This is a genomic window from Paenibacillus algorifonticola (genome assembly GCF_000971975.1).
Lineage (GTDB): Bacteria > Bacillota > Bacilli > Paenibacillales > Paenibacillaceae > Pristimantibacillus > Pristimantibacillus algorifonticola.
This window is the reverse complement of record NZ_KQ040780.1, coordinates 33,677-53,939: the sequence shown is the minus strand read 5'-3', so window position 1 is coordinate 53,939 and position 20,263 is coordinate 33,677. Positions and strand designations below refer to the sequence as shown.

Annotated in this window: 21 protein-coding genes; 5 read left to right on the top strand and 16 right to left on the bottom strand. The window is 44.3% G+C overall.

What is annotated here, in order from left to right; genetic code table 11:
• Positions 1–34: 34 nt before the first annotated feature.
• Entirely contained in the window at positions 35–397 is a 363-nt protein-coding gene (locus tag WH37_RS02820) for a glyoxalase superfamily protein (protein WP_414811806.1), read from the bottom strand.
• A gap of 205 nt (positions 398–602) precedes the next feature.
• Here WH37_RS02820 and WH37_RS02815 point away from each other — a divergent pair, with 205 nt between their 5' ends.
• Both WH37_RS02815 and WH37_RS02810 read left to right on the top strand, forming a co-directional pair.
• The gene (locus WH37_RS02815; RefSeq protein WP_046229054.1) at positions 603–1,520 is read left to right on the top strand and encodes a hypothetical protein; all 918 of its coding nucleotides are present in this window, start codon (positions 603–605) and stop codon (positions 1,518–1,520) included.
• 125 nt (positions 1,521–1,645) lie between these two features.
• On the top strand, positions 1,646–1,885 hold the full coding sequence (locus tag WH37_RS02810; protein ID WP_046229053.1) for an NHLP leader peptide family RiPP precursor: 240 nt from the start codon (positions 1,646–1,648) through the stop codon (positions 1,883–1,885).
• Between the two features lie 52 nt (positions 1,886–1,937).
• On the opposite strand, the gene WH37_RS02805 is transcribed toward WH37_RS02810, so the two are convergent.
• The 8 genes from WH37_RS02805 to WH37_RS02770 all read right to left on the bottom strand — a co-directional run bounded on the left by WH37_RS02805 (position 1,938) and on the right by WH37_RS02770 (position 10,501).
• Positions 1,938–3,695 (bottom strand): sensor histidine kinase, encoded by a 1,758-nt coding sequence (locus WH37_RS02805; RefSeq protein ID WP_052736765.1) that lies wholly within the window; start codon positions 3,693–3,695, stop codon positions 1,938–1,940.
• Positions 3,696–4,008: 313 nt separating this feature from the next.
• Complete coding sequence (locus WH37_RS02800) at positions 4,009–4,851, bottom strand: CheR family methyltransferase (protein WP_143088553.1); 843 nt, start codon at positions 4,849–4,851, stop codon at positions 4,009–4,011.
• The gene (locus WH37_RS02795) at positions 4,848–7,553 is read right to left on the bottom strand and encodes a CHASE3 domain-containing protein (RefSeq protein ID WP_231594095.1); all 2,706 of its coding nucleotides are present in this window, start codon (positions 7,551–7,553) and stop codon (positions 4,848–4,850) included. Before WH37_RS02795 ends, WH37_RS02800 begins: the two co-directional genes overlap by 4 nt.
• 186 nt (positions 7,554–7,739) lie before the next feature.
• The gene (locus WH37_RS02790) at positions 7,740–8,444 is read right to left on the bottom strand and encodes a sigma-70 family RNA polymerase sigma factor (protein ID WP_231594104.1); all 705 of its coding nucleotides are present in this window, start codon (positions 8,442–8,444) and stop codon (positions 7,740–7,742) included.
• 44 nt (positions 8,445–8,488) lie between these two features.
• The gene (gene rsbW / locus WH37_RS02785) at positions 8,489–8,941 is read right to left on the bottom strand and encodes an anti-sigma B factor RsbW (protein WP_046229049.1); all 453 of its coding nucleotides are present in this window, start codon (positions 8,939–8,941) and stop codon (positions 8,489–8,491) included.
• A 50-nt stretch (positions 8,942–8,991) separates the two neighbouring features.
• Positions 8,992–9,555 (bottom strand): DUF948 domain-containing protein, encoded by a 564-nt coding sequence (locus WH37_RS02780; RefSeq protein WP_046229048.1) that lies wholly within the window; start codon positions 9,553–9,555, stop codon positions 8,992–8,994.
• A 146-nt stretch (positions 9,556–9,701) separates the two neighbouring features.
• Positions 9,702–10,157, bottom strand: coding sequence for an ATP-binding protein (locus WH37_RS02775; protein ID WP_231594103.1), 456 nt, complete (start codon positions 10,155–10,157; stop codon positions 9,702–9,704).
• Between the two features lie 17 nt (positions 10,158–10,174).
• The gene (locus tag WH37_RS02770) at positions 10,175–10,501 is read right to left on the bottom strand and encodes an STAS domain-containing protein (RefSeq protein ID WP_046229046.1); all 327 of its coding nucleotides are present in this window, start codon (positions 10,499–10,501) and stop codon (positions 10,175–10,177) included.
• A 77-nt stretch (positions 10,502–10,578) separates the two neighbouring features.
• Between WH37_RS02770 and WH37_RS35290 the strand changes: the two genes are divergently transcribed.
• The gene (locus tag WH37_RS35290; RefSeq protein WP_156182207.1) at positions 10,579–10,746 is read left to right on the top strand and encodes a hypothetical protein; all 168 of its coding nucleotides are present in this window, start codon (positions 10,579–10,581) and stop codon (positions 10,744–10,746) included.
• 103 nt (positions 10,747–10,849) lie between these two features.
• On the opposite strand, the gene WH37_RS02765 is transcribed toward WH37_RS35290, so the two are convergent.
• A complete protein-coding gene (locus tag WH37_RS02765; protein WP_046229045.1) occupies positions 10,850–11,992 on the bottom strand; it encodes a PP2C family protein-serine/threonine phosphatase in 1,143 nt (380 codons plus the stop codon).
• Positions 11,993–12,217: 225 nt separating this feature from the next.
• On the opposite strand from WH37_RS02765, the gene WH37_RS02760 reads away from it, so the two are divergent.
• Positions 12,218–12,595, top strand: coding sequence for a YtxH domain-containing protein (locus tag WH37_RS02760; protein WP_046229044.1), 378 nt, complete (start codon positions 12,218–12,220; stop codon positions 12,593–12,595).
• A 140-nt stretch (positions 12,596–12,735) separates the two neighbouring features.
• Here WH37_RS02760 and WH37_RS02755 read toward each other — a convergent pair whose 3' ends face one another.
• From WH37_RS02755 to WH37_RS02735, 5 genes are all read right to left on the bottom strand, one after another.
• A complete protein-coding gene (locus WH37_RS02755) occupies positions 12,736–13,188 on the bottom strand; it encodes a hypothetical protein (protein WP_046229043.1) in 453 nt (150 codons plus the stop codon).
• Positions 13,185–13,793, bottom strand: a complete 609-nt coding sequence (locus WH37_RS02750) for an ATP-binding cassette domain-containing protein (RefSeq protein WP_046229042.1) — start codon at positions 13,791–13,793, stop codon at positions 13,185–13,187. The genes WH37_RS02755 and WH37_RS02750 overlap by 4 nt, the downstream gene beginning before the upstream one ends.
• Positions 13,790–15,760, bottom strand: a complete 1,971-nt coding sequence (locus WH37_RS02745) for a DUF1430 domain-containing protein (protein ID WP_046229041.1) — start codon at positions 15,758–15,760, stop codon at positions 13,790–13,792. Before WH37_RS02745 ends, WH37_RS02750 begins: the two co-directional genes overlap by 4 nt.
• Positions 15,761–15,986: 226 nt before the next feature.
• Positions 15,987–16,322: a mediterrocin family bacteriocin gene (locus tag WH37_RS02740; RefSeq protein WP_046229040.1), complete on the bottom strand. Its 336-nt coding sequence runs from the start codon at positions 16,320–16,322 to the stop codon at positions 15,987–15,989.
• Between the two features lie 409 nt (positions 16,323–16,731).
• Complete coding sequence (locus WH37_RS02735) at positions 16,732–18,237, bottom strand: L-fucose/L-arabinose isomerase family protein (protein WP_046229039.1); 1,506 nt, start codon at positions 18,235–18,237, stop codon at positions 16,732–16,734.
• A 118-nt stretch (positions 18,238–18,355) separates the two neighbouring features.
• Here WH37_RS02735 and WH37_RS02730 point away from each other — a divergent pair, with 118 nt between their 5' ends.
• Entirely contained in the window at positions 18,356–19,243 is an 888-nt protein-coding gene (locus WH37_RS02730; protein ID WP_046229038.1) for a helix-turn-helix domain-containing protein, read from the top strand.
• 244 nt (positions 19,244–19,487) lie between these two features.
• Here the strand turns inward: WH37_RS02730 and WH37_RS02725 are convergent, their stop codons facing one another.
• On the bottom strand, positions 19,488–20,201 hold the full coding sequence (locus WH37_RS02725) for a Crp/Fnr family transcriptional regulator (RefSeq protein ID WP_046229037.1): 714 nt from the start codon (positions 20,199–20,201) through the stop codon (positions 19,488–19,490).
• Positions 20,202–20,263: the final 62 nt, after the last annotated feature.

Genomic DNA, 20,263 nt, shown 5'->3' with positions numbered 1-20,263 from the left:
ATACAGCGGATTGAATCAGCTCCGTTTGTATGGCTTATTTCATTTGGTTTTCATAAAAAAGCAGCCGATTGCCGAACGGGTCCGTCACGACGCATTCGAGCGTATGCCAAGGCGTTCGTTCCAGCCCGGGCTTGGCGTAACGGTAATCTTTTTCAAGCAGAAGGGCATGATAGGCTTCAATTTGGCTCGTTTCAATACGAATAGCTGCGCCGGGGCAGCAATCTCCATGATGCTCGGACAAGTGCAGCACACAGCAGCCATTGGATACTTGCATATACAATGGAAAATTCGCCTCATAACGATGCTCCCAATCCAGTCGGAAGCCGAGAAAGTCCATATAAAACGCTTTAGCACGTGTTTCATCGAAAATTCGCAAAATCGGTACGACTGGTTTCATTAAAAGCCCGTTTTGTGCCATTTGCGCCTCCTTTTTCACATTCGCCGCGCTCCTTTTTCGATTTTCTACAAAAATGTTCCAGGTTCCTACATTTTACTTAACTTCCTCTCTATCTTCAACTGACAAAACAAAGTATAATACTGGAAAACAAATTATTTCACATGCCTTTAAACCTATTATAACAAGAGAAGGGGACTCTTAACCCATGTCATATATCACCCCTTTTGAATCCAGCCTTCAGGCTGTTTTTACCAAAGCACAGCGAATAACCGCGACATTTCCCGAACCGCTAAATCAAACGGGACAAGCGTATATAACGCACATTAATCCTCTGCATCGCAGCGGCGACCAGAACTATATCGGCTATTTGCTGCCGTATTGGATGACGGAAATGGCCTCTGTGACCAAGGAGCAATGCGAACAGCTTGCGCTTGCCAATTTATTTGGCATGCTGCATTTTTTCATTGTGGATGAAGTGATGGATACGGGGAGTAGGGAGAGCAGACAGAAGCTGGCTTTGAGCCATTTATTTTATACGCAGATGTACGGTGTTCTGCACAGCATGCACACCTCTGACTCTAAGTTTTGGGAGTATTACGACCGCTACCTGGCCGATTGGTCAATTGGTGTAGCCCAAGAGTCTGCTGACGATTATTTCAATACCGATCCGCTTCGCACCGCTTTAAAATCGTCTCTGGTGAAGATAGCCAGCACTGGCGCCTTGCTGCTCTCGGGTCAGCACGCCTTTATACCAGCAGTGGAACAGGCTGTTGATTATGTACTCGTTGCGCTTCAAATGGCTGATGATTGGACGGATTGGGAAGCTGATTTGGCAGATGGAAGCTATAACGGATTACTTGCGTTATTTAGGGATAAATGGCCGGAGCAGTCGCCTATTACGGTCAGCAAAGTGAGAAAAGCGATATACGTGCAGGGGCTACTAACGGACTATGCGAAGCTCGCTTGCCAGTTTGAGCAAGCCCATCTAGAATTAGGCCTTAAGGCTGGTCATTTATTCGCGTTTCATGCCTCCATAACCGCTTCCCTCGCAAATGATGCTCGAAATATAGATTTGGCACGACAAAAACAGATGGAAGGCGGACTTTTCCAAACACTAACATGACTAAATTCGCTAAAATCAGCCAATATTCATCAATATTTTTTGAAAATATATAGTAGTTTTTGTCGAATTTTCATGTTACAATATGTAAATGGAACTTATACATAAGATTAGAAAGGTGGAGAAGTATGAGCAGCGAAAACAATTTACGTCAGCAAATTATTCAGAAAGCATGGGAAGATGAGGCTTTCAAAAAGCAGCTCCTGGCTGATCCACGTGCCGCTATTAAAGAGGCGTTTCAAGTTGAAGTTCCAGAAGGCGTTGAAGTCAACGCGGTAGAAGAACAGCCTAACAGCTATTATCTCGTTATTCCTGTTAGCCCTGCTGATAGCTCCAATCCAGCTGTCGCAGCCCCTCCTTGGAAGTAAACTTCTATGTACAGTCATAAATCAAGCGCCTTGCCAGAATGGCAAGGCGCTTTTATTGAATTTCTGCTATAGGCAAGCTCACGAAGGCTTCCGTGCCTACTCCCTTAATACTGTTAAAATAGATCCGGCCATTCATCACTTCGATAATTCGGAAGGTTACCATCAGCCCAAGCCCCGTACCTTTGGACTTATTGGAGAAATACGGCTCGCCTAATCTTTCCAGCTCGCTCTCCTCCATCCCAACTCCATTATCGCTAATGCGGATAATGACAGTAGAATCCTCCTGATACGCGATAATGTCGATGCTTCCCTTTGTCGGCAGCGCTTCGATGCTATTTTTAACAATATTTATAATCGCTTGCTTGAACTTAGAGGAATTCCCCCGCACATATAATTCAAAATTCGACTCCACCCGCAGTTCTCCGCCTTGGATCGTAGCAAGCGGAGATAAAATCGCTTCAATTTGTCCCAGTTCCTCGGCTATATTCAGAATGGTCGTCATTTCCACCTGGGGCTTGGCAAAGGTCAAAAAGTCCGTAATGATGCTGGAGGCGCGATCCAGCTCATCGATAGCAAGCAGCATATAATTTTTATCCTTCTGATCGGCGGAACGATGGCCAATCAGCTGGAGAAAACCGCGTGTCACCTGGAGCGGATTGCGTACTTCATGAGCGACTGAAGCGGCGAGCTGGCTAATAATTTCCATTTTTTCCGAGCGCTGCAGCTCATTATTGAATACTTCAAGCTTTCGGGAGTACAGCATCATTTGCTCATAATTATAAATGATTCGCCGAATCAACACGACAATCAACGAAAAAATGAAAAACAGCGTTCCCCATTTCCAATAAAACATTTCGTAATCTTTATGCGTTAAATAAATAGCAAGCTCTGAAACAACCGTAAGAGCAAACAGCGCAAAGCCCATGGAAATGATAATGCTTTCCCGGTTGCGCCTCACACAATACAGCGCCAGCACCGAAATCAAAATAAGATTTCCAATAAAGACAGATGCAGCGAAGATGTATGAAATGATCATCTCATACAGATGCAGCACCTCTCCGCCAAAAACAATGCTGAGCAGCATCCACAGCATACTTCCGATGGAGATAAACAATTGGACACGCAAACAATATTTTAAAATTCGGCTTGTGCCTTTCCCGATAATTTGCTCGAAAAACAAAAAGACCCAAGTCATAATAAACGTCGATGAGATATCAAACAAATAATAATACACCCGGCTGGATTTGCCGAAAAAAGCATACAAATACGGGGAAATCGTCAACGTCATAACTCCAAGCGACAGCATTAGGAGACATAACGAATTCCAGCCTGGCCAATATATTTTATTCACAAACAGCATACATATTAGCAATGAAATCGATACAAAAACAAGCGTGCCGCCCAAAATAATATCCAGTATATTTTTTTGCAAATATTTAGAATTCATGCTTTGAAAATCGCCCAGCTTCACGCTGCCATCGATTCCTAGCAGGCTCGCATCTGCACTGCCTTTTAAATATATGTATATCGGCTTATTATAATAATGGGGAGACAGCTTTAGCAAAATATTATTCGTCTCATAACCGTAGTTTCGCTCATCCTCATAAATCAGATAACCATCGGTATATATACGAATTTGTTGCGCATAATTAACGTCCATCATAATGCCCGGGTTTTCCCAATTCAAAGCAGGAACCTCAATCTTGATCCAGGCGGAGTTAAAGCCGTCTGGCTTGTCGGCTACCCGATCATTCCCCGAAGCCAAAATCCAGCTATCCATATGCTCCTGATCCATCACATCTGCGAGCACCGGTTCCTGACTTGCCTCATCTAGCCATTGGATATACCACTGTTCAATATGTGTTATTGGTGGAGGAGGAGAACTCGCAAAAGCTCGAGGAACCATTAAACTGATGGATAAAACGAAGAATAATACGATGAACCTTATGTATCTCAATACTTCTCTCATTCCTGCACCTCAAAGCTTCGAAAATTCATAAATAGCCCATTTCTCCTAAAGTATTCGACAATCTTTGATAGCATCCCTGCCTTTTTTACTTATTGGCAAAAAAATTATATAACACAAAAAAAGAGCAGACAAGCCGCTCTTTCAATTATAAAGCCTATATTATGGATTCTCCGCCTAATGTTACTTTGCGATAAATCCGCTCATTCGGGTTAAATTCGACATATCGCAAATGCTTATCAAGCTGGACGATAGATTCTTTATTGCCCAAACCGAGGAACCCATCTGCTGCCAAACTGCTGTAAAACAGCTTATGGACTTGCTGCTGCAAGGTCGTGTCGAAATATATCATCACATTGCGGCAAATGATCAGATGGAATTCATTGAACGAGCCGTCCGTCACCAAATTATGCTGGGCGAACATAATATTATCACGCAGCTCCGGCAAAAAATAAGCATATTGATGATCCGTTTGATAATATTCGGAAAATGCGATCGTTCCGCCCGCTTCCATATAATTTTTCGTATAAATTTGCATTTGCTTGAGCGGGTAAGCGCCGCGCTGGCACTTTTCAATTGCGCTCTCGCTCATATCGGTCGCATAAATTTTACTGCGCTGCGTGAGTCCTTCCTCTTTGAGCAAAATCGCCATGGAATAAACCTCTTCACCAGTCGCACAGCCAGCATGCCATATTCTAATTTCCGGAAGCTCCCGCAAATAAGGGATAACCTCTTGCCGCAGGGCACGGAAAAATCCAGGATCCCGAAACATCTCGGTTACTCTAATAGAAAAATCATGCAGCACCTTGTCCAGCATTTCTTTATCCCGGAGCACCTGGTCAAGCAGTCTTGTGATCGTAGGAATACCTTCAATACGCAACCGATTTTGAATCCGGCGCAAGAGCGACGAACGAATATAATGCCGAAAATCAAATCCATAATAACGGTAGATGCCTTCTAAAAATAATTCCAGCTCTACATTCTCCACTTCTTGATTCATCGGCCCTCCTGCTTCGTCATCCATACACGCAGCAGCGAGTAGAGCTGCTCCATTTGGAGCGGCTTGCTAATATAATCCGAAGCGCCCGCCTGCATGCAGCGCTCCCGATCATTTCTCATTGCTTTCGCTGTGAGCGCAATAATCGGCAGCTCTTTGAGGATAGGATTGCTGCGAATGCTGCGTATAGCTTCCAATCCATCCATAACCGGCATCATAATATCCATAAGAATAATATCAAAATCAGGTTGTTTATTCAAAAGCTCCAGACCAAGCCTGCCGTTGCTGGCCGATTCCACGATAACCCCTTTACTGGTAAGCGCCGTCTTGAGCGCAAATACATTCCGGTCGTCATCATCTACGAGCAGCACCCTTTTCCCCTCGAACAGCCGAGTATCCTCTATATGAGCTTTTAATTGGGCCGCCTCTTCCTCGCTAGGCACTTTATCTTCCGGCTGCCGAGTGTCGCCTCCAACATCATCAGAAGTAAGCAATATGACGGTATTGGCACCAGCCGCCGACTGGGCACGGCTATTCAGCATTTCCTGACTGAACGTTGTGAATTCTTCACTTAAGCTTGGCAAATACAACGTAAACGAACTTCCCTCGCCCTCCACGCTCTCAAGCTGCAGCCTGCCCCCAAGCAGGCGGGTAAATTCACGGCAAATCGATAAGCCTAGGCCCGTACCGCCATATTGGCGATTCGTCGTGCCATCGGCTTGCTGGAACGCCTCAAAAATAATTGCTTGCTTGTCTGGCGAAATTCCAATGCCGCTGTCGGTTACCGAAATCGCAATCATCGTATCGGATGGCGCCTCGCCATTATACAGCTCTAGCATACGTGCTTGCTCTACCGGAGAAATACGGAGGCGCACAGAACCACTATCTGTAAACTTAAATGCATTAGAAAGCAGATTTTTCAAAATATGCTGCAAGCGGTGACCGTCCGTCGAGATAATAGGCGGTGCGTGCTCATCGAAGTCGGTAACGAAGAAAAGCTGTTTTTTCTCCGCTACGGGATCGAATAACTGGCGCATCAGCATTGGAATTTCTGTCATATTTACATCGTCGATCGTCACTTCAAGCTTTCCGGCTTCGATTTTCGACAAATCCAAAATATCATCGATAAGGCTGAGCAAATCTTTGCCCGCTGAATGGATGACATGGGAATAATGCTGCTCTTCCTCCGTCATCGTCTTATTTTCATTCTCATAAAGCATCTGCGACAAAATCAAAATGCTGTTAAGCGGTGTACGCAGTTCGTGCGACATATTGGCCAGAAAATCCGTCTTATACTGCGAGCTCTGCACAAGCTTCTCAGAATAATCCTCAAGCTCATGCTTCGTCTGCTCCAGCTGCCTGTTGCGCTGCTCCGCCAAATCCCGCTGCTCCTGCAAATAGTCGTTCGTCAGGCGCAGCTGCTCCTGCTGCATTTGCATTTCTTCAGACTGTGCCTGCAATTCCTCGGACTGCGCCTGCAGCTCCTCTGTCAGCATTTGCGATTCATTCAGCAAACGCTCGATTTCCATGCGGCCTACGACGCTGTTAATAGCTACGCCAAGGCTTTCCTGCTGCGCTTTAATAAGCGTAAGATGCTTGTCGTCGAAGCTTCCTAATGAAGCAAATTCTACAACTGCCAGAACCTTGCCCTCAAAGAAAATCGGAGCCACCAGCAAGCTGCGAGGAGAAGCCTCGCCCAAGGAGGAGCGGACTTTAACGTATCCCATTGGCAAATCTGTCAAATGATACAGCCGTTTGTCAACGACACTTTGGCCAGCAATTCCTTCTCCAGGCTTAAAGCTTACGGCTGCTTCTATTGCATGCTCATGTCCTGCAAAAGAGGCCGTCTTCACATAGGTAGTCACACCATTCTGCACATGGCGTAGATAAATGGCGCTATAAGTAGCATCAAGCATCGGCGTTACTTGATAGACAAACGCTTCGGAGAGGTCAGCGATATGCTTAAAGCCCTGATACATATCCGATATCTCCACGGTTCGTTTCTGTACCCAGCTTTCTTCATTGACGTTGTCTAGCAATTCATTGGTCGCCTCGGCCAGCTCCCGAATTTCATCCTTCGTATTCACGCGAATACGCTCATTTATGTCACCTTCCGAAGCGATAATGCGACGAATCGTATTTTTGACATCCCTAATCGTATTCACGATGGCGCCCGAAACGAATAAAGCGGCAGCAATCGCACTTATCGTCACTAAGGCAAATGCAACAAATAACGCATTTTGCAAATTGCGATTATTTTGTGAGAGCGTATCCACTCTTTGCTTCGTAAGCTCCTTCTCCGAATTACGAAGCTGGTCCAGTTGGGAACGCACCTTTTCCACGATTTCCTTGCCCGGATCGCTCTCGTAATATGTTCGTATAGCATCCATCTTGTTTTCTTTGCGCAGTTGGACAACGGGCTGCCCTGCAGACTTGCCCCATTGCTCAATATTCCCTTTAATCTCGTCCAAATTAGCCTGTTGGACAGGATTATCCATCAATAGCTCATGAAGCGTATTATAATTACTTTCCCACACCAGATTAGCGTCGTTATAGGGAACCAAATACTTCTCATCACCGCTGATTACGTAACCGCGCTGTCCATTTTGCATATCCAGCATATTCATTTCCAGTTGGTCCACCATTTCATGAACGGCAATATCGTGCTCAGCGATAAAATTGATTTCATTCTGCAAAGCACTCATACGGGTTACAATAATGGCAATAGCAACGGCTAAGCATAATAGTATACAAAGGTAGCCTAATAAAATTTTCGCTCTTATTGTAAAGCGCATCGAACGCCAAATAAGTCATTCCTCCATTCCAACCATACCTATAACTCTATCACCATTGCTAAGAGTATGGCAAGGAATAGCGGCCTCCTGACGAACCTACAACCATGCCCGCAGCTTCTCAATCGCGCGCTTCTGAATACGGGAAACACTCATTTGCGAGACTCCCAGCTTATCGGCTATCATTCGCTGAGAGTGGCCCTCCTGATAGATTAAATGGATGACCGTCTGCTCTTCTTCCTTGAGGCTTTTCATCGCTTCGCCTATATCCAGCTTCATATCAAGCGCTCTAAATTCATCGGACGGATTGGCAATGAGATCGCCAATAGAAGCGCCATCCCCTTCGCTGGTCAACGGCGTATCAAGCGACGTGTAATGGTAATAATCGCGTCCTGCCAAAATCTCAATCGTCTCTTCTTGCGTAAGCTCCAGATGGTCGGCGATTTCCTCCACTTTCGGCGAGCGTTCCAGCTTTACCGTCAGCTCGTCGATCGCATGCTGAAGCATGCTGCCCTTTTCCTTTACACGTCTAGGCACTTGAATATACCAAGAGCGGTCACGCAAATAATTTTTCAAATTGCCGATGACGCTTTTCATCGCATAACCTTCAAACGGAATACCGATTGAAGGGTCGTATTGTTTAAAAAGCCGCAGCAGCGACATTTGGCCTACCTGATATAAATCCTCATATAAATCCGGGCGGCTGCGAGACATTTTGCTAGCCGCCATTCGAACAATATCCTCATAATGCACTAGAAGCGCCGTAGCCGCTTCATTACAACCTTCATCACGGTAAGTTTGCATGAAGGCGGCTATTTCACTTGGAGCTTTGGAGGAGGGTTTTGTACTCATGCCATCTCCTCTTTTCTCCCAAGCAGTTTGGTAAGAATGACCTCCGTACCGCTAGTTGTATTCACTTCCACATGATCCATGAGCGCCTGCATCATATACAGACCAAGACCGCCAGTTGGAGCATCGCTTAGTCTTGTCGTATGAAGCGCCCCCGCTGTACGGTTGATAGCCTGCTGATAATTAAAGCTGGTACCATTGTCACGAATGCAAATTTTCAAGCCGTCAAGCTGCTGTTCAAAATTCACATGAAGCTCGCCCGAGCCGAGATGCTCATAGCCATGTATAATCGCGTTATTGCACGCCTCGCCCACAGCTACCTTCATATCTTCAATTTGCTCATATTCAAAACCTAATTTAACGGCCAAACCATATAAGGTCAATCTTACAATATCGAGATAATCTGCCTCCGCTGGAATTGTCAACTGCACCGATGTTTTCATATCAGCCATTCTTTCCTTTCTACAGTAAGATGTTATGTTCTATGCTGCAAGCAGCCTGTTTACGACGGTGTACTTGAAGTCGTTCTATGAACCGCAGCTTGCCTTGCTGCTCCCTCTGCGGCGGCCGTATTGGCCTTTCTCTCTGCAAACAGCTGCAGCACCTTCGTTGCAAGCGTCGCTCCTTGCATAATTAATTCCATCTTTGCGCTGCTGTTGTTCCCATTCCCTGCTGCTTGTGACCTTGCAGCTGCAGCTTGGGCTTCTGCTTGGACGGCGGCCTCTTGCCACTGCTTCTGCTTCGTTTTCACAGAGGAAATGAGTGCAACCGCCGATTCCTTAACCGCCGAGGTTGCTTCCTGAACGACATGGCCTACATCATCAAGCGAGCCGAACAGCGAATCAAGCGATTTAAGCTTCATATTTACATCATCTGCAACAGAGTTCGTGGTTTGAACGACACCCTTCACTTCTGTACCGATTGCCGATATCTCATGCTTCACTTCGATTAAAGTTACCCTCATCTCGTCAAGTGAATACTTAAGTGATCTCAGTGCCTCTATCACATAATAAACGAGTATGGCAAAAGCAATTGCTGCTATCAAAACCCCTATTTCCCATAGCATAAGCATGGCCCCCTTGCTTTCCTTGTGCTTCTTGTTACGTTTAAGTTACCCTGCTCTACAAGGAATGAAACAGCGGCCGTCTAGGGATATAAAAAAACAAAACCACGACTTGCAGGGGCGTCCCATGCTCTAGTCGTGGTTATGTGTTATTGCAGCGGCAGAAGACGCTTGGTCATAACAACCTGCGTACTTTCAGCAGAATGTATATTAACCTCATCCATTAGCGCCTGCATTAAATACAAGCCAAGTCCGCCAACTTCCAAACCGCTCGCGTCTTCACCTTCAAGCGGCCCTGCCTTTTCCATATAAGCGTCAGCTTCAAAGCCTGCCCCGCTATTCGTAATTTTAATCGTCAAGCTATCTGGCAGCACTTCAAATTCAACCGTAATTTGAAGCTCATCCTGGGCTGCTTGAACGGCATCAGCCGATTCCCGCTCGACCGCTTGATCTGGCATATAGTGTAGAACAGCGTTATTGCATGCTTCTCCCACAGCAACCTTCATATCTTCGATATCCTCGTACGAAAAACCCATTTTAGAAGCAATACCGTACAGGCCAAGCCTCACGATATCCAAATATTGTGCGTCCGCCGGTATTTGCATCACAATACGCTTCATCCTTAGCTTACGGTCCCTTCGTTGATATAACCTGAAATGCCTGTAATATCAAATAGCCGCTTAATGCTTCTTGGAATATTTTTAACGATAAATTCGGCTTTTTTCTCATCACGCGCTTTAATGACCGACACAACGATGCCGATACCTGTACTATCAATATAAGCAAGGCGTTCCGTATCAAGAACGAGCGTTTTATCCGTACGATTGACAACCGTTTCAAGCAGGGAGCGCAGCTCAGGCGCTGCGGCCAAATCAAGCTCACCGCCTACTTGTACAATTATCGCGCTATCCGTTTCATGAATAACTGCCTGAAATTTGTTTAACGTCATTGAACACACTCCCAAGGCAAATTTTAAGTAGATCATATCAATAACACCGTCACTGCACAAGCGGAGAGCAGCCGACCTTGAAGACCAGCTGCCTGCTTGCCGCTTGCCGGGATGAAAGCGACTATTACGTTTATCATGCCTACGTTTACAATGAAGTGAATGCAGCCGATCATGCTGATCATACAAAACCAACATCTGCTGAAATAGTCAGATATCCTTATATTAAACCGTTTGGAAATGATTGAAACAGCTGGCGGGCAACGATTTCAAAATTATTTTTCCGTAAAAGCGTGCTGCCAGCTTTGGGCCTATCGTTTCTTTCTATTTGTATCTCGCTTGTACTATCTATTACGCCTTCACTTTTGTTTCGACCGTAACGAGGCATATATCGTCCTGCTGGCTCACCTGTCCTAAACCTTCGAACAAATTCAGCACATGATCCTCAAGCTGTTCCCCATCTTCACCCAGCCTTGCTTGCAGCTGCTGAACGTCATCCTCTTGTCCTTTGGCGAGCTGATCCAGCAGACCATCGGTATAAAGTACAATTTTCACTTGGTTGCGATAAGAAATGCTGCCTTTCTTCACTTCAATGTTATCAAAAAATCCTAAGGCGCAGCAGCCTTCCGTCAGCAGCTGCGGTTTTTGATCCACAAAGGCGATGCCAGCGGGATGTCCTGCATTGACGTATTCAATCGTCTGCTCCTTCGTGTCCAGCACATAATAGATAGCGGTAAAATAATAGTTCATCAGTTGATTCGAGCCTTGCAGCTGCATCATTCTTCGGTTCAGCTCAAGCACGACGAGCTCGGGATCGGAAATGCTTTTGATCGTATCCTGCAGCGCCGAATAAATATACATGCACACGAGCGAGGAAGAAATGCCATGGCCCATCATATCAAGCAAAATCACGCCATATTTTCCGCCGCCTAAGCAATACCAGGCATAAAAGTCGCCGGCCAGCTCGGAGGACGGCCGATAAATCGCATCGATTTTCACCCGATCATTGTCTATCGGATCGCTTAATATGCTGCGCTGCACCTGCTTCGCCAAATTCAGCTCGAAGGAAATTCGCTGATCGCGCTCCCTATGCCAATCCTTTTCATATTTAAGACGAAGTGCTGAGCGAATGCGAGCCAGAAGCTCGACCTTATTAATCGGCTTCATGACATAATCGATCGCTCCCGCGTCCAGCGCTTCCGCCAGCTTATTCGAATCCCCGAGCGCCGTAACAAAAATAACCGGAATATCGCGGTACCGCTCACTTTCCTGAATACGCCTGCACGCTTCAATGCCATCGATGCCCGGCATCATTAAATCCATTAGAATGAGAGAAACCGGCGGTTCCGTCGCATTCGGCTCATCTAGCTCCAAAATATCAAACAGCTCCATCGCTGAGGAGGCTGTTGCTAATTTCGTGTATCCGGCTTTTTGCAGTATTTTCTCTATTATGAGCAAATTCGTAGCGTTGTCGTCCACAATTGCAATTCGCATATGTTCGCGCTCCTTTCGTTGCTACAACTTAATCAACCTTTTTTTTTCAAAGTGAAACGCTCTAGTAGTTATATCATAAACGATAATGCCATTCCAATCCTATAAAAAATGATCCCTCCGCATTGTTCGGTTGCCACTTCACATATTAAAGCTTGTTTCAAAAACGGCTAGGGAGGTTACTTAGTGACATGAGAGACGATAACCAGATAAGAGGAGAGGATTAATATGTCAAATCCTGTAAATGAAGCAAAATCAAACGGACTGCTCGCGGGAATTCTTATTGGAGGTGCGCTCGGCGCTTTGTCAGCCCTGCTGCTTGCTCCAAAAACAGGCTCCGAGCTGCGAAAATCGCTTTCCAATACCTGCTCAGATTTAACCCAAAAAACGGGCCGCTTAGCTTCCAACATTAGCGAGAAAACTAGCGATCTCGTTTCTACGATAGGCAACAAAACGCAAACCCTCGCCACTACGGTTCGCGATGAGGCCTGCGACGTAGCCGACCATGCAAAGCAAAGCGCCGAGCATATCATTGGTTCAGTATCAGAAAAGGCTGAAGAGGCGAAGGAAGGCATTAAGGCGCAGCTAGAGGCGCCGAAAGTTTAATCGCACTGCTCGCTAACTGCTCTTCACCTAAATAAGAATTAGGCAAGAGAGGCGTACAAAATAAAGGCGCCATCCCTAGAGGATGGCGCCAAATTGTTGAGAAACCAGTCATTTTCAAGCATTAGGTAAATCACCTTTCTTTAACTAGCTTCATTAAATTCTAAATTCCACATTCGTTGAGCTCTTGAAACCAGCTCTTGTATCTGCACCTCATTCTCTTCCATTGCTTTCAGAGCAGATTCATCATCATTGTTTATAGGATTCAAATTTTTATCCACCAAAATTTCATATACTTCGCCGTTCACTCCTTGAAATCTGAGCCCGTATTCATATCCCCCAAATAATAGCGGCCAGATAATTAAACCGTTGAAACTATCGGCTTTAGCAACTCCTAAGTTTCCTGTTAATCTTAAATAGCCAGGTTTTTTAACATTATAAATGTAACCTTCTTCTTCTTTCATATATACACCATGAAATTTAGGGATTGGAACGGTATATTTATTATAGATGACGTTTACAGCTATGAACCAGCCTACATTCCAAAGGATAAATACAGCAGCAATTATTAAGAAGATACTTTTTTTGTTTTTCATAAATTCACCATGAGGCTCCCCTGTTCTTTTATCTTTTCATCATGAGTGACAAGAATAATCGTTTTTCCCTGCTCATTTAAATTTTTCAAAATGTTCATGACGGTTGCTGCATTCGTTGTATCCAGAGAACCGGTAGGCTCATCGGCTAGGATGACATCGCATTTTTTTAACATCAGTCTGGCCAAGGCTACCCGCTGCTGCTCTCCACCTGATAATGTGTATACTTTTTTGTTCAATTTATCTTCCAAGCCTACAATTTTCAGTGCCTCTACCATCGAAAGGTTCGTTTTACAATCCTTACGAATCAAGTTCAAGTTCTCTTTCACCGTTTTATTATCGACCAACGCAAAATTTTGAAAAAGAAACCCTACCTTTGATCTAAAGTAATTCAAATGATTTTTTTTATTTTTAATGTCAATACCATCAACTTTAATCTCTCCCTCGTCTATTTTCTCAATGGCTCCAATCATATTAAGCAATGTCGTTTTCCCACAACCACTTGGCCCAGAGAATATGACGAATGCCCTGTCGCTGATCGTCAAATTAAAATTGGAAAACAGGTATTTGTCTTCAAATTTTTTAGTTAACCCTTTAATCTCAATCATAGATTTCCTCCCTTTAAAATTTTCTGAATCTTCACTTTTTCAATTCTATGAATGAAAAATAAAATAACAGCCACTTCCAATAATAAGATGGATATTCCGCCAATCATTAAATAGTAGAACTCGCTGAATTTTAGCATGAAGGAAATAATCACAGTTAGGCCCATACTTAATGTCGTCGTTAACACGGTCAAAACGAGTAGTTTCCTGTGCTTTTCAACCGCACTATATCCCATCACTTTCTTTACCGCAAGTTCAATCGCATTAATATCATATTCCAATTTAATAATCGAACTAATAATAAGAAGTTCCATTACGATAACCAATACACTAAACACGAGGTTGATATACAATACTCTTTTCGCAATAGTCCATTTATTTTCGTAGTTTTCCAAAACATTTGTCCGGCTAACAATTTGATTCTCTAATCCATGCTCTTCAATAAAACGAGTGAATGCTTGATCCTCAACTTTATACATAATATCATGCAAAACATTCATTTTTTGTATATTATTCGAACCCGATGGGAGCATTTTGGGCGCCAGATTATTATAAATGATGACGGGGTTCTCAAAAAAATCGCTTCCATACGTATAATTTTCATCAATGCTTATCAATTCTATAGGATCTTCATAGTAAATGACCTCATGATTATAGCTAAAGTCCGCACCCTCGTAGAAGCGAACAGCTTCTATCATTTTTTTCACGACACCAGTATCATTTGACAATCGTTTCGGTAATACGAAATAAACTTTCTCAGCTAGCGCTGCCTCTCTCAATTCTTTGATTTTGCTTGATAAGTAGGCATATGAATTTTGGTTGGCCAAAATTCCTTCTACCTTTGTCAGGTTCGAAATATTAACAAATGAAGTTGCCTTAAATTCCCGAAAAAATGCTTGATAAAAGCTCGTCTGTACGTTCACACTGTCTGTCAGAGTATTCGTTGCTGAACCGTCATGATTGGGGACAGGTTTATACTGAAGCCGGATGTAATCGTATTCGGAATACTCTTCAAAAAAAGATTTTTGTTTGTATAAGTTAACGGATTCAATTATAAAAACTAAATTACTTGAAATAATTAAAATAGTGATAATAGATGTAAATAATTTCAAGCTGTAGTTTAATGTCAATAGTTTTTTAGAACCTACACTATTAGAAAAAACTTCTTTTATCGGATAATTAAAAAGACTCAAATAGAGTAAGGAATTTAAAAACAGCATAAGCAGAAAGAACGTCAATGAAAGATCGAATCTAAACAATACACTAGTAAACTGGGATAAGACACTAACGGCTATAAAAAAATGAACAGTCAGAACGATCGAATCTATCATCACATTTTTCCAAAATATTTTGTGAACCGATTCTCCCATGGAAATTTTAATGAGACTTTCTTTTTTTGTAAATATCGCATCATAAAAAGTTAGGAATAAAATCATACATAAAATCAACAGCCATATAAGTATGATAGTGTTTCGTAGTTCTGTATTTTCATAACCTTCTTGCGGATGGTTACCAGCATACTTATCAATTAAATTCATTTTAAATGTATGAACCTGATCGTCATTTCCTATTACATAAAACTCATGAATAGCATCCATGTTTCCTATTTTCCCCAAGTCCGAGAATGAGAAGCGAATGTTCCCCATAAAAAGACTCCCATACTCTCCTTCATGGATTTGTAGTTCCTTATTTATATATGGTTCTACTCCGGATGATCCATATACTTCAAACTCAGTGGAAAACATACTTTTAGGCGATTTTATGTAGGTAAATACTTCAACATCGTTATTTTTAGCAGAATTAAGTATATCTTTGACCATTTCTTGATCCGTTGTATGGGGCTGCTTATACAGGGTTGTTTGATCAAATTTAGTATAGAAATTATCTAAGTGGAAGGTATGGCTTTCTCCAATAATTAACATACCAATAAAGAGAACACAAAAACTGATAATAAACTTAATTGTCTTCATGAGGCCCCTGCCTTCCTTTAGGAGTATGCAGCCTAAATGAGCAAGCTCATATGTATTGAAATTGGCACTTTACTATCATGTAAACAAAAGGCGAGTTGAATCAATTATCTCCTACTACTTACTGAAGTCTATTGGGTATCTAAAACACAAATCGCCAAAGTCCTTAACCCTCAAAGAGTTAGGACTTTGGTAAAATAGCTATAATGTGAACCTACTCTATTTTGACTTAATATGAAATGCTATACTCAATATAGGTGCCGCTATGAGTAACTTCAATCCCAGCCCAAGAGCCCGCACTATCTTCATCTGTAAATGCACCATTACTATTACTAACTGTTGCAGTATGGTGGAATTGAGAATTATAAGTATGAGTATAATCTTCATTAATAAAATCTGTATTGAATCCGTACTTCATGAGCCAGCTTCCTCCGCTCGCGGTCAACTCCCAGGACTTAGTAAATGTTTTCCCACTGCTATTCTTGGTAACGGTGGCAGCGAATGCGGAAGACGATGAAACGACTAAGCCTAAAGCTAGTACACTACAAAATATCGCTTTTTTCAATCCGGACAACTCCTTTTTTTTGTAATAAATAGCATATTCTAATATTACCTTTATTTATCATAAAATACAACAGTTTGAAATATATGAATTTGCCTCGTATACCACCAATCTACTTTTTTCCTCACTATACCAACTACTTTTACTCACTCCTATTTTATCTTCCTCCAAATCCATTGGAAGAAACCACTGATTCATGTTATACACGGCGAACGAAAAAACCATTCCTTTCGTAAATGGTTGGGGCATATCTCCATCTTACCAAGGAACGGTTTCTTTTTATTTTACATTTTCGAGAAAAAGGGCAATCTATCATTTTCATGACTCATAGGCTATCCCTTTACATTATACGCATAAGGGAAAAGATGGATTAAATATATAGTATAGTTTCACGTTTAATCTAGCCCTGCTATCACACGAGCTCCACATGCTTAATCCGCATCAGCTCCCCAACCTTGCTGAACAGCGAGGCATTATGTCCAATCGACATGGCGCAGTGATGGGTCGGCGCTTCGGCAAACCATCTCGACATATAATCATCAGGATGCTGCCTGAACTTTACTGGCGTCTGCGTATTGCCAATGCGCATAATCGGGCCGTTCGTCGACTCCGCCTCACTGCTGATCAGCTTAAGCTTGCCATCTCCTGTCTGGGTCAAGTTCAGCGTCGTAATCGGTCCCGTCCGCACCTTCGCCTCAACGGATACGCCCGTCCCCTGCTTGCCATGATACAGACCCATGCCGCGCAAAATCGGCTTGCCCTCGGATATCGCAATATGGAACGGCCCATCATGCCCAAGCAAAATCGTCTCGTCGACGTAATCGACGACGACGATTTCCGAGAAGCTGCCGCCTGTGCCGAGAATATCGCATATTTTCATAGCGATTGCCGTCTTCAGATCTCCTTCTCCCGAACAAGGAATACCTCTCGCTGTCAGCAAAGAATGCCCTACGATAAAGCCGCCTTGCAGCTTCTCGTATTCACCGCCGGGCGCACCATGATAATAATAGGTTAGGGCATCAAGATCATATTCGCGAACGAGCTTTTCCTGTGCCGCCGCCACTCTGCACGACCATTCAAGCTGCTCCTCCGTCGGCTTTCTGGCAATCGGGTCAGAAGGTGAGTCGCCGCTGAGCTGAAACATCGCCAGCACTTCATCCAGCTTTTGCTTCGTTTCCTGCGGCGTAACCTCCCTTAGCATACGATCCAAATCGCACATTTCCAGGACATCAATATGAATGCCAGTCTGTGCCTGAATCATCGTAAAATCACTATACATGTCCAGCATGCCGTTGTACGTATTGCCAAGAAAACCGAAGCGGCTATGGCGCAGCGTGCGCGGAACAGCAGCAGCCCTTACCCATTGTTCAATTTCCAGCCATGCGCGTTTGGCTTCCTTGCGCTCGTTTGTCACCTCATTCGTGAGCGAAATATCCGGCGTATAATCAAGTCCCAGCAGGCCATTTACAACCTTAAAAGGTATTCCGGCACGATTAAATGCATTTGCGAACTCTGGAACCGGACAAGCGCCGCAGTGCGCCAGCCATTCACCTGTCGTCGAGCCGTCATAATTCATTCTCTCGGTCGGCTGCAAATTAAGAAACACAACCGGAGCTTTATTAATTTGATGTACGGGCAATACCGTCGAGCTAGTTGAGTAAGTAGCGGCATGGCAAAAAACCAGATCGACATTTTGCGTATTAAGCCACTCTCCCGCCTGGCGCCCTTCACTTTCGGTATCCACAAGGCCATAGTTGAACACTTCGCCCCATTGGGCGATTTTCTGCTCTATAAAAACGCCATATTGCTCAAGGCGCTCGCGCAGGCCGGGGAACTGCTCCCAATACGCGCGCAGGCCTACGGAATACAAGCCAATTCTCGGTTTGCGGACGGGCTTAATCGGTGTCAGCAGCGTCATGACGGATCATCCTCTCAGCTATAATCATGTTTTATATGACTATTGTAACGGCTTACATTATAATAAACATCAAACAAAGTTGTTTAAAAATAATAGAATCTTGGGGAGGCATTCCTCCATGTCTGCTTATCGTGAAAAAGCCATTCATGCCTGGACGCCTGAATCCGTCCGTCTAGCCGCCACACCATCCTCATTCGCAAAATCCGCTCTTTTTTACATTCAGGAAATCGGCCATTTTCAAGCATTCTCCCCCTATTATACCGAGCGGGAGCAGCTCGAATCGTTTCTGCTCGTCTATACGCTTGCTGGCGCGGGCCGCTTGACATACCGTGACGTTACCTACGAGCTGCGGCCTCATCAGTTATTTTTCATCGATTGCATGAGCTACCAGCATTACGCAGCAGACGCCGCGGCGGGCGGCAATTGGGAGCTTTTATGGGTTCACCTCAGCGGCAGCACCACGCGCGAATATTATGAGCAATTTGCCGCGGGCTGCCCTCCGGTCCTCACGCTTCAGCCAGATTGCCGGATTCAAGCCTGCCTCATGCAATTGCTGCAAATCAATCGGCAAAAAAGCACACGCACCGAGTTGACCAGTTCGGTGCTGCTGGCAGAGCTTCTAACTGAGGTACTGCTTGCAGCGCAGGAACCGGAGCTGCTGAGCGTAGAGCTTCCGCCCTACATTTCCGCAATCATAGGGGAATTAGAGCAGCATTATGCACAAAAAATGACGCTCGATCAGCTGGCTCGCCGGCATGCGGTGAGCAAATACCATCTTGCCAAGCAATTCAAGCGCTATACAGGCTTCTCTCCTCACGAATATGTTATTGGCATTCGTATTTCACAAGCGAAGGAGTTATTGAAATATTCGAATCAGCCCGTAGCAGAAATCGCTCTAATGGTCGGAATCGACAACGTCAGCCATTTTATCAACCTGTTTAAGGCAAGGGAGGGGGTAACGCCGCTTGTGTACCGTAAACAATGGCAGCCATCATCTATTCGTTAAGCGGGAATAAAAAAAAGGAGACCGCCCTATCCGTAGTGAAACACTACTTTCAGGGCGGCCTCTCGCAAGGCATCATGCTTGCTTAATAGAGAGGGCGCTTCGCTCAGAAGCGCATTATGAATAGGTAATGAATAAACGGGAGGATGACATCACGTCATTATTATTATCTTCTTCTTTTAAATCATAACAACTTCTCCCGCAAAAAAATGTAATCCAAATTACATTTTCGAAAAAATAATTGCACTCAGCCTTCCTGAGCGATAGTCCCCTCATCGTTCAGCCTGCCATCCTGCTGGATGGCGCCGATGACTTGCAGCTGTTCTTTGTCTAAAATACTGATTTTTTTGCTCACAATGCGAATATAACCTTCATTTTGCATTTCAAGCAGCACCTTCGTTACCGTCTCCCGCACCGTACCGGTCATATCGGCAATTTGCTGATGCGTCAGCTTCAGACCGATCGTCGTTCCGTATTTATCCGACAGCCGCAGCAGCAGCCGCGAGATTCGCGTGCGAGCATTCGTAATCGTCAGGTCGGTAATAAGCTCATTCGCCTTGCGCAGACGCTCCAGCGTAATGCCCAAAATATGAATCGCAATGCCCGGATTTTCCTTTAGCAGCGCAAAAAACTGCTCGCGCTTCAATACATAAAGCTTACTTTTCTCCAATACTTTCGCCGAGGCAGAACGAAGCTTCGTACTATCGATCAGCGCCATCTCGCCAAAATAGTCCCCCTCATGGAAAATGGCGAGTATAATCTCGCGATCCTCCTCATGACGGTAAATTTGCACGGCTCCGGCTTTAATCATATACAGCTCATCGCCTTCATCCTGCTCCCAGAACAGCTGGACGCCCTTGGCAAAGGTTTTCGTCACGAACAGCGGAGCGATCGCCGCCAGCTCCAAATCATTCAAATGTTCAAAAAAGGGGAAGTTGCGTAAAAATGCAATATCTGACATCCTCAATCTCCTCCTACCCAGCTATTGTACCCAATCTTTCGAGCATACGCACGGGTTTCTTG

Coding starts and splice junctions, on each gene's coding strand:
- WH37_RS02725 (WP_046229037.1), bottom strand. CDS start 20,201: ATGTCAGATATTGCATTTTTACGCAACTTCCCCTTTTTTGAACATTTG.
- WH37_RS02755 (WP_046229043.1), bottom strand. CDS start 13,188: ATGAAAAACAAAAAAAGTATCTTCTTAATAATTGCTGCTGTATTTATC.
- WH37_RS02820 (WP_414811806.1), bottom strand. CDS start 397: ATGAAACCAGTCGTACCGATTTTGCGAATTTTCGATGAAACACGTGCT.
- WH37_RS02735 (WP_046229039.1), bottom strand. CDS start 18,237: ATGACGCTGCTGACACCGATTAAGCCCGTCCGCAAACCGAGAATTGGC.
- WH37_RS02730 (WP_046229038.1), top strand. CDS start 18,356: ATGTCTGCTTATCGTGAAAAAGCCATTCATGCCTGGACGCCTGAATCC.
- WH37_RS02750 (WP_046229042.1), bottom strand. CDS start 13,793: ATGATTGAGATTAAAGGGTTAACTAAAAAATTTGAAGACAAATACCTG.
- WH37_RS02770 (WP_046229046.1), bottom strand. CDS start 10,501: ATGACGTTAAACAAATTTCAGGCAGTTATTCATGAAACGGATAGCGCG.
- WH37_RS02780 (WP_046229048.1), bottom strand. CDS start 9,555: ATGCTATGGGAAATAGGGGTTTTGATAGCAGCAATTGCTTTTGCCATA.
- WH37_RS02745 (WP_046229041.1), bottom strand. CDS start 15,760: ATGAAGACAATTAAGTTTATTATCAGTTTTTGTGTTCTCTTTATTGGT.
- WH37_RS02800 (WP_143088553.1), bottom strand. CDS start 4,851: ATGAATCAAGAAGTGGAGAATGTAGAGCTGGAATTATTTTTAGAAGGC.
- WH37_RS02795 (WP_231594095.1), bottom strand. CDS start 7,553: ATGAGTGCTTTGCAGAATGAAATCAATTTTATCGCTGAGCACGATATT.
- WH37_RS02790 (WP_231594104.1), bottom strand. CDS start 8,444: ATGCAAACTTACCGTGATGAAGGTTGTAATGAAGCGGCTACGGCGCTT.
- WH37_RS02815 (WP_046229054.1), top strand. CDS start 603: ATGTCATATATCACCCCTTTTGAATCCAGCCTTCAGGCTGTTTTTACC.
- rsbW (WP_046229049.1), bottom strand. CDS start 8,941: ATGGCTGATATGAAAACATCGGTGCAGTTGACAATTCCAGCGGAGGCA.
- WH37_RS02765 (WP_046229045.1), bottom strand. CDS start 11,992: ATGCGAATTGCAATTGTGGACGACAACGCTACGAATTTGCTCATAATA.
- WH37_RS02760 (WP_046229044.1), top strand. CDS start 12,218: ATGTCAAATCCTGTAAATGAAGCAAAATCAAACGGACTGCTCGCGGGA.
- WH37_RS02775 (WP_231594103.1), bottom strand. CDS start 10,157: ATGCAAATACCGGCGGACGCACAATATTTGGATATCGTGAGGCTTGGC.
- WH37_RS02810 (WP_046229053.1), top strand. CDS start 1,646: ATGAGCAGCGAAAACAATTTACGTCAGCAAATTATTCAGAAAGCATGG.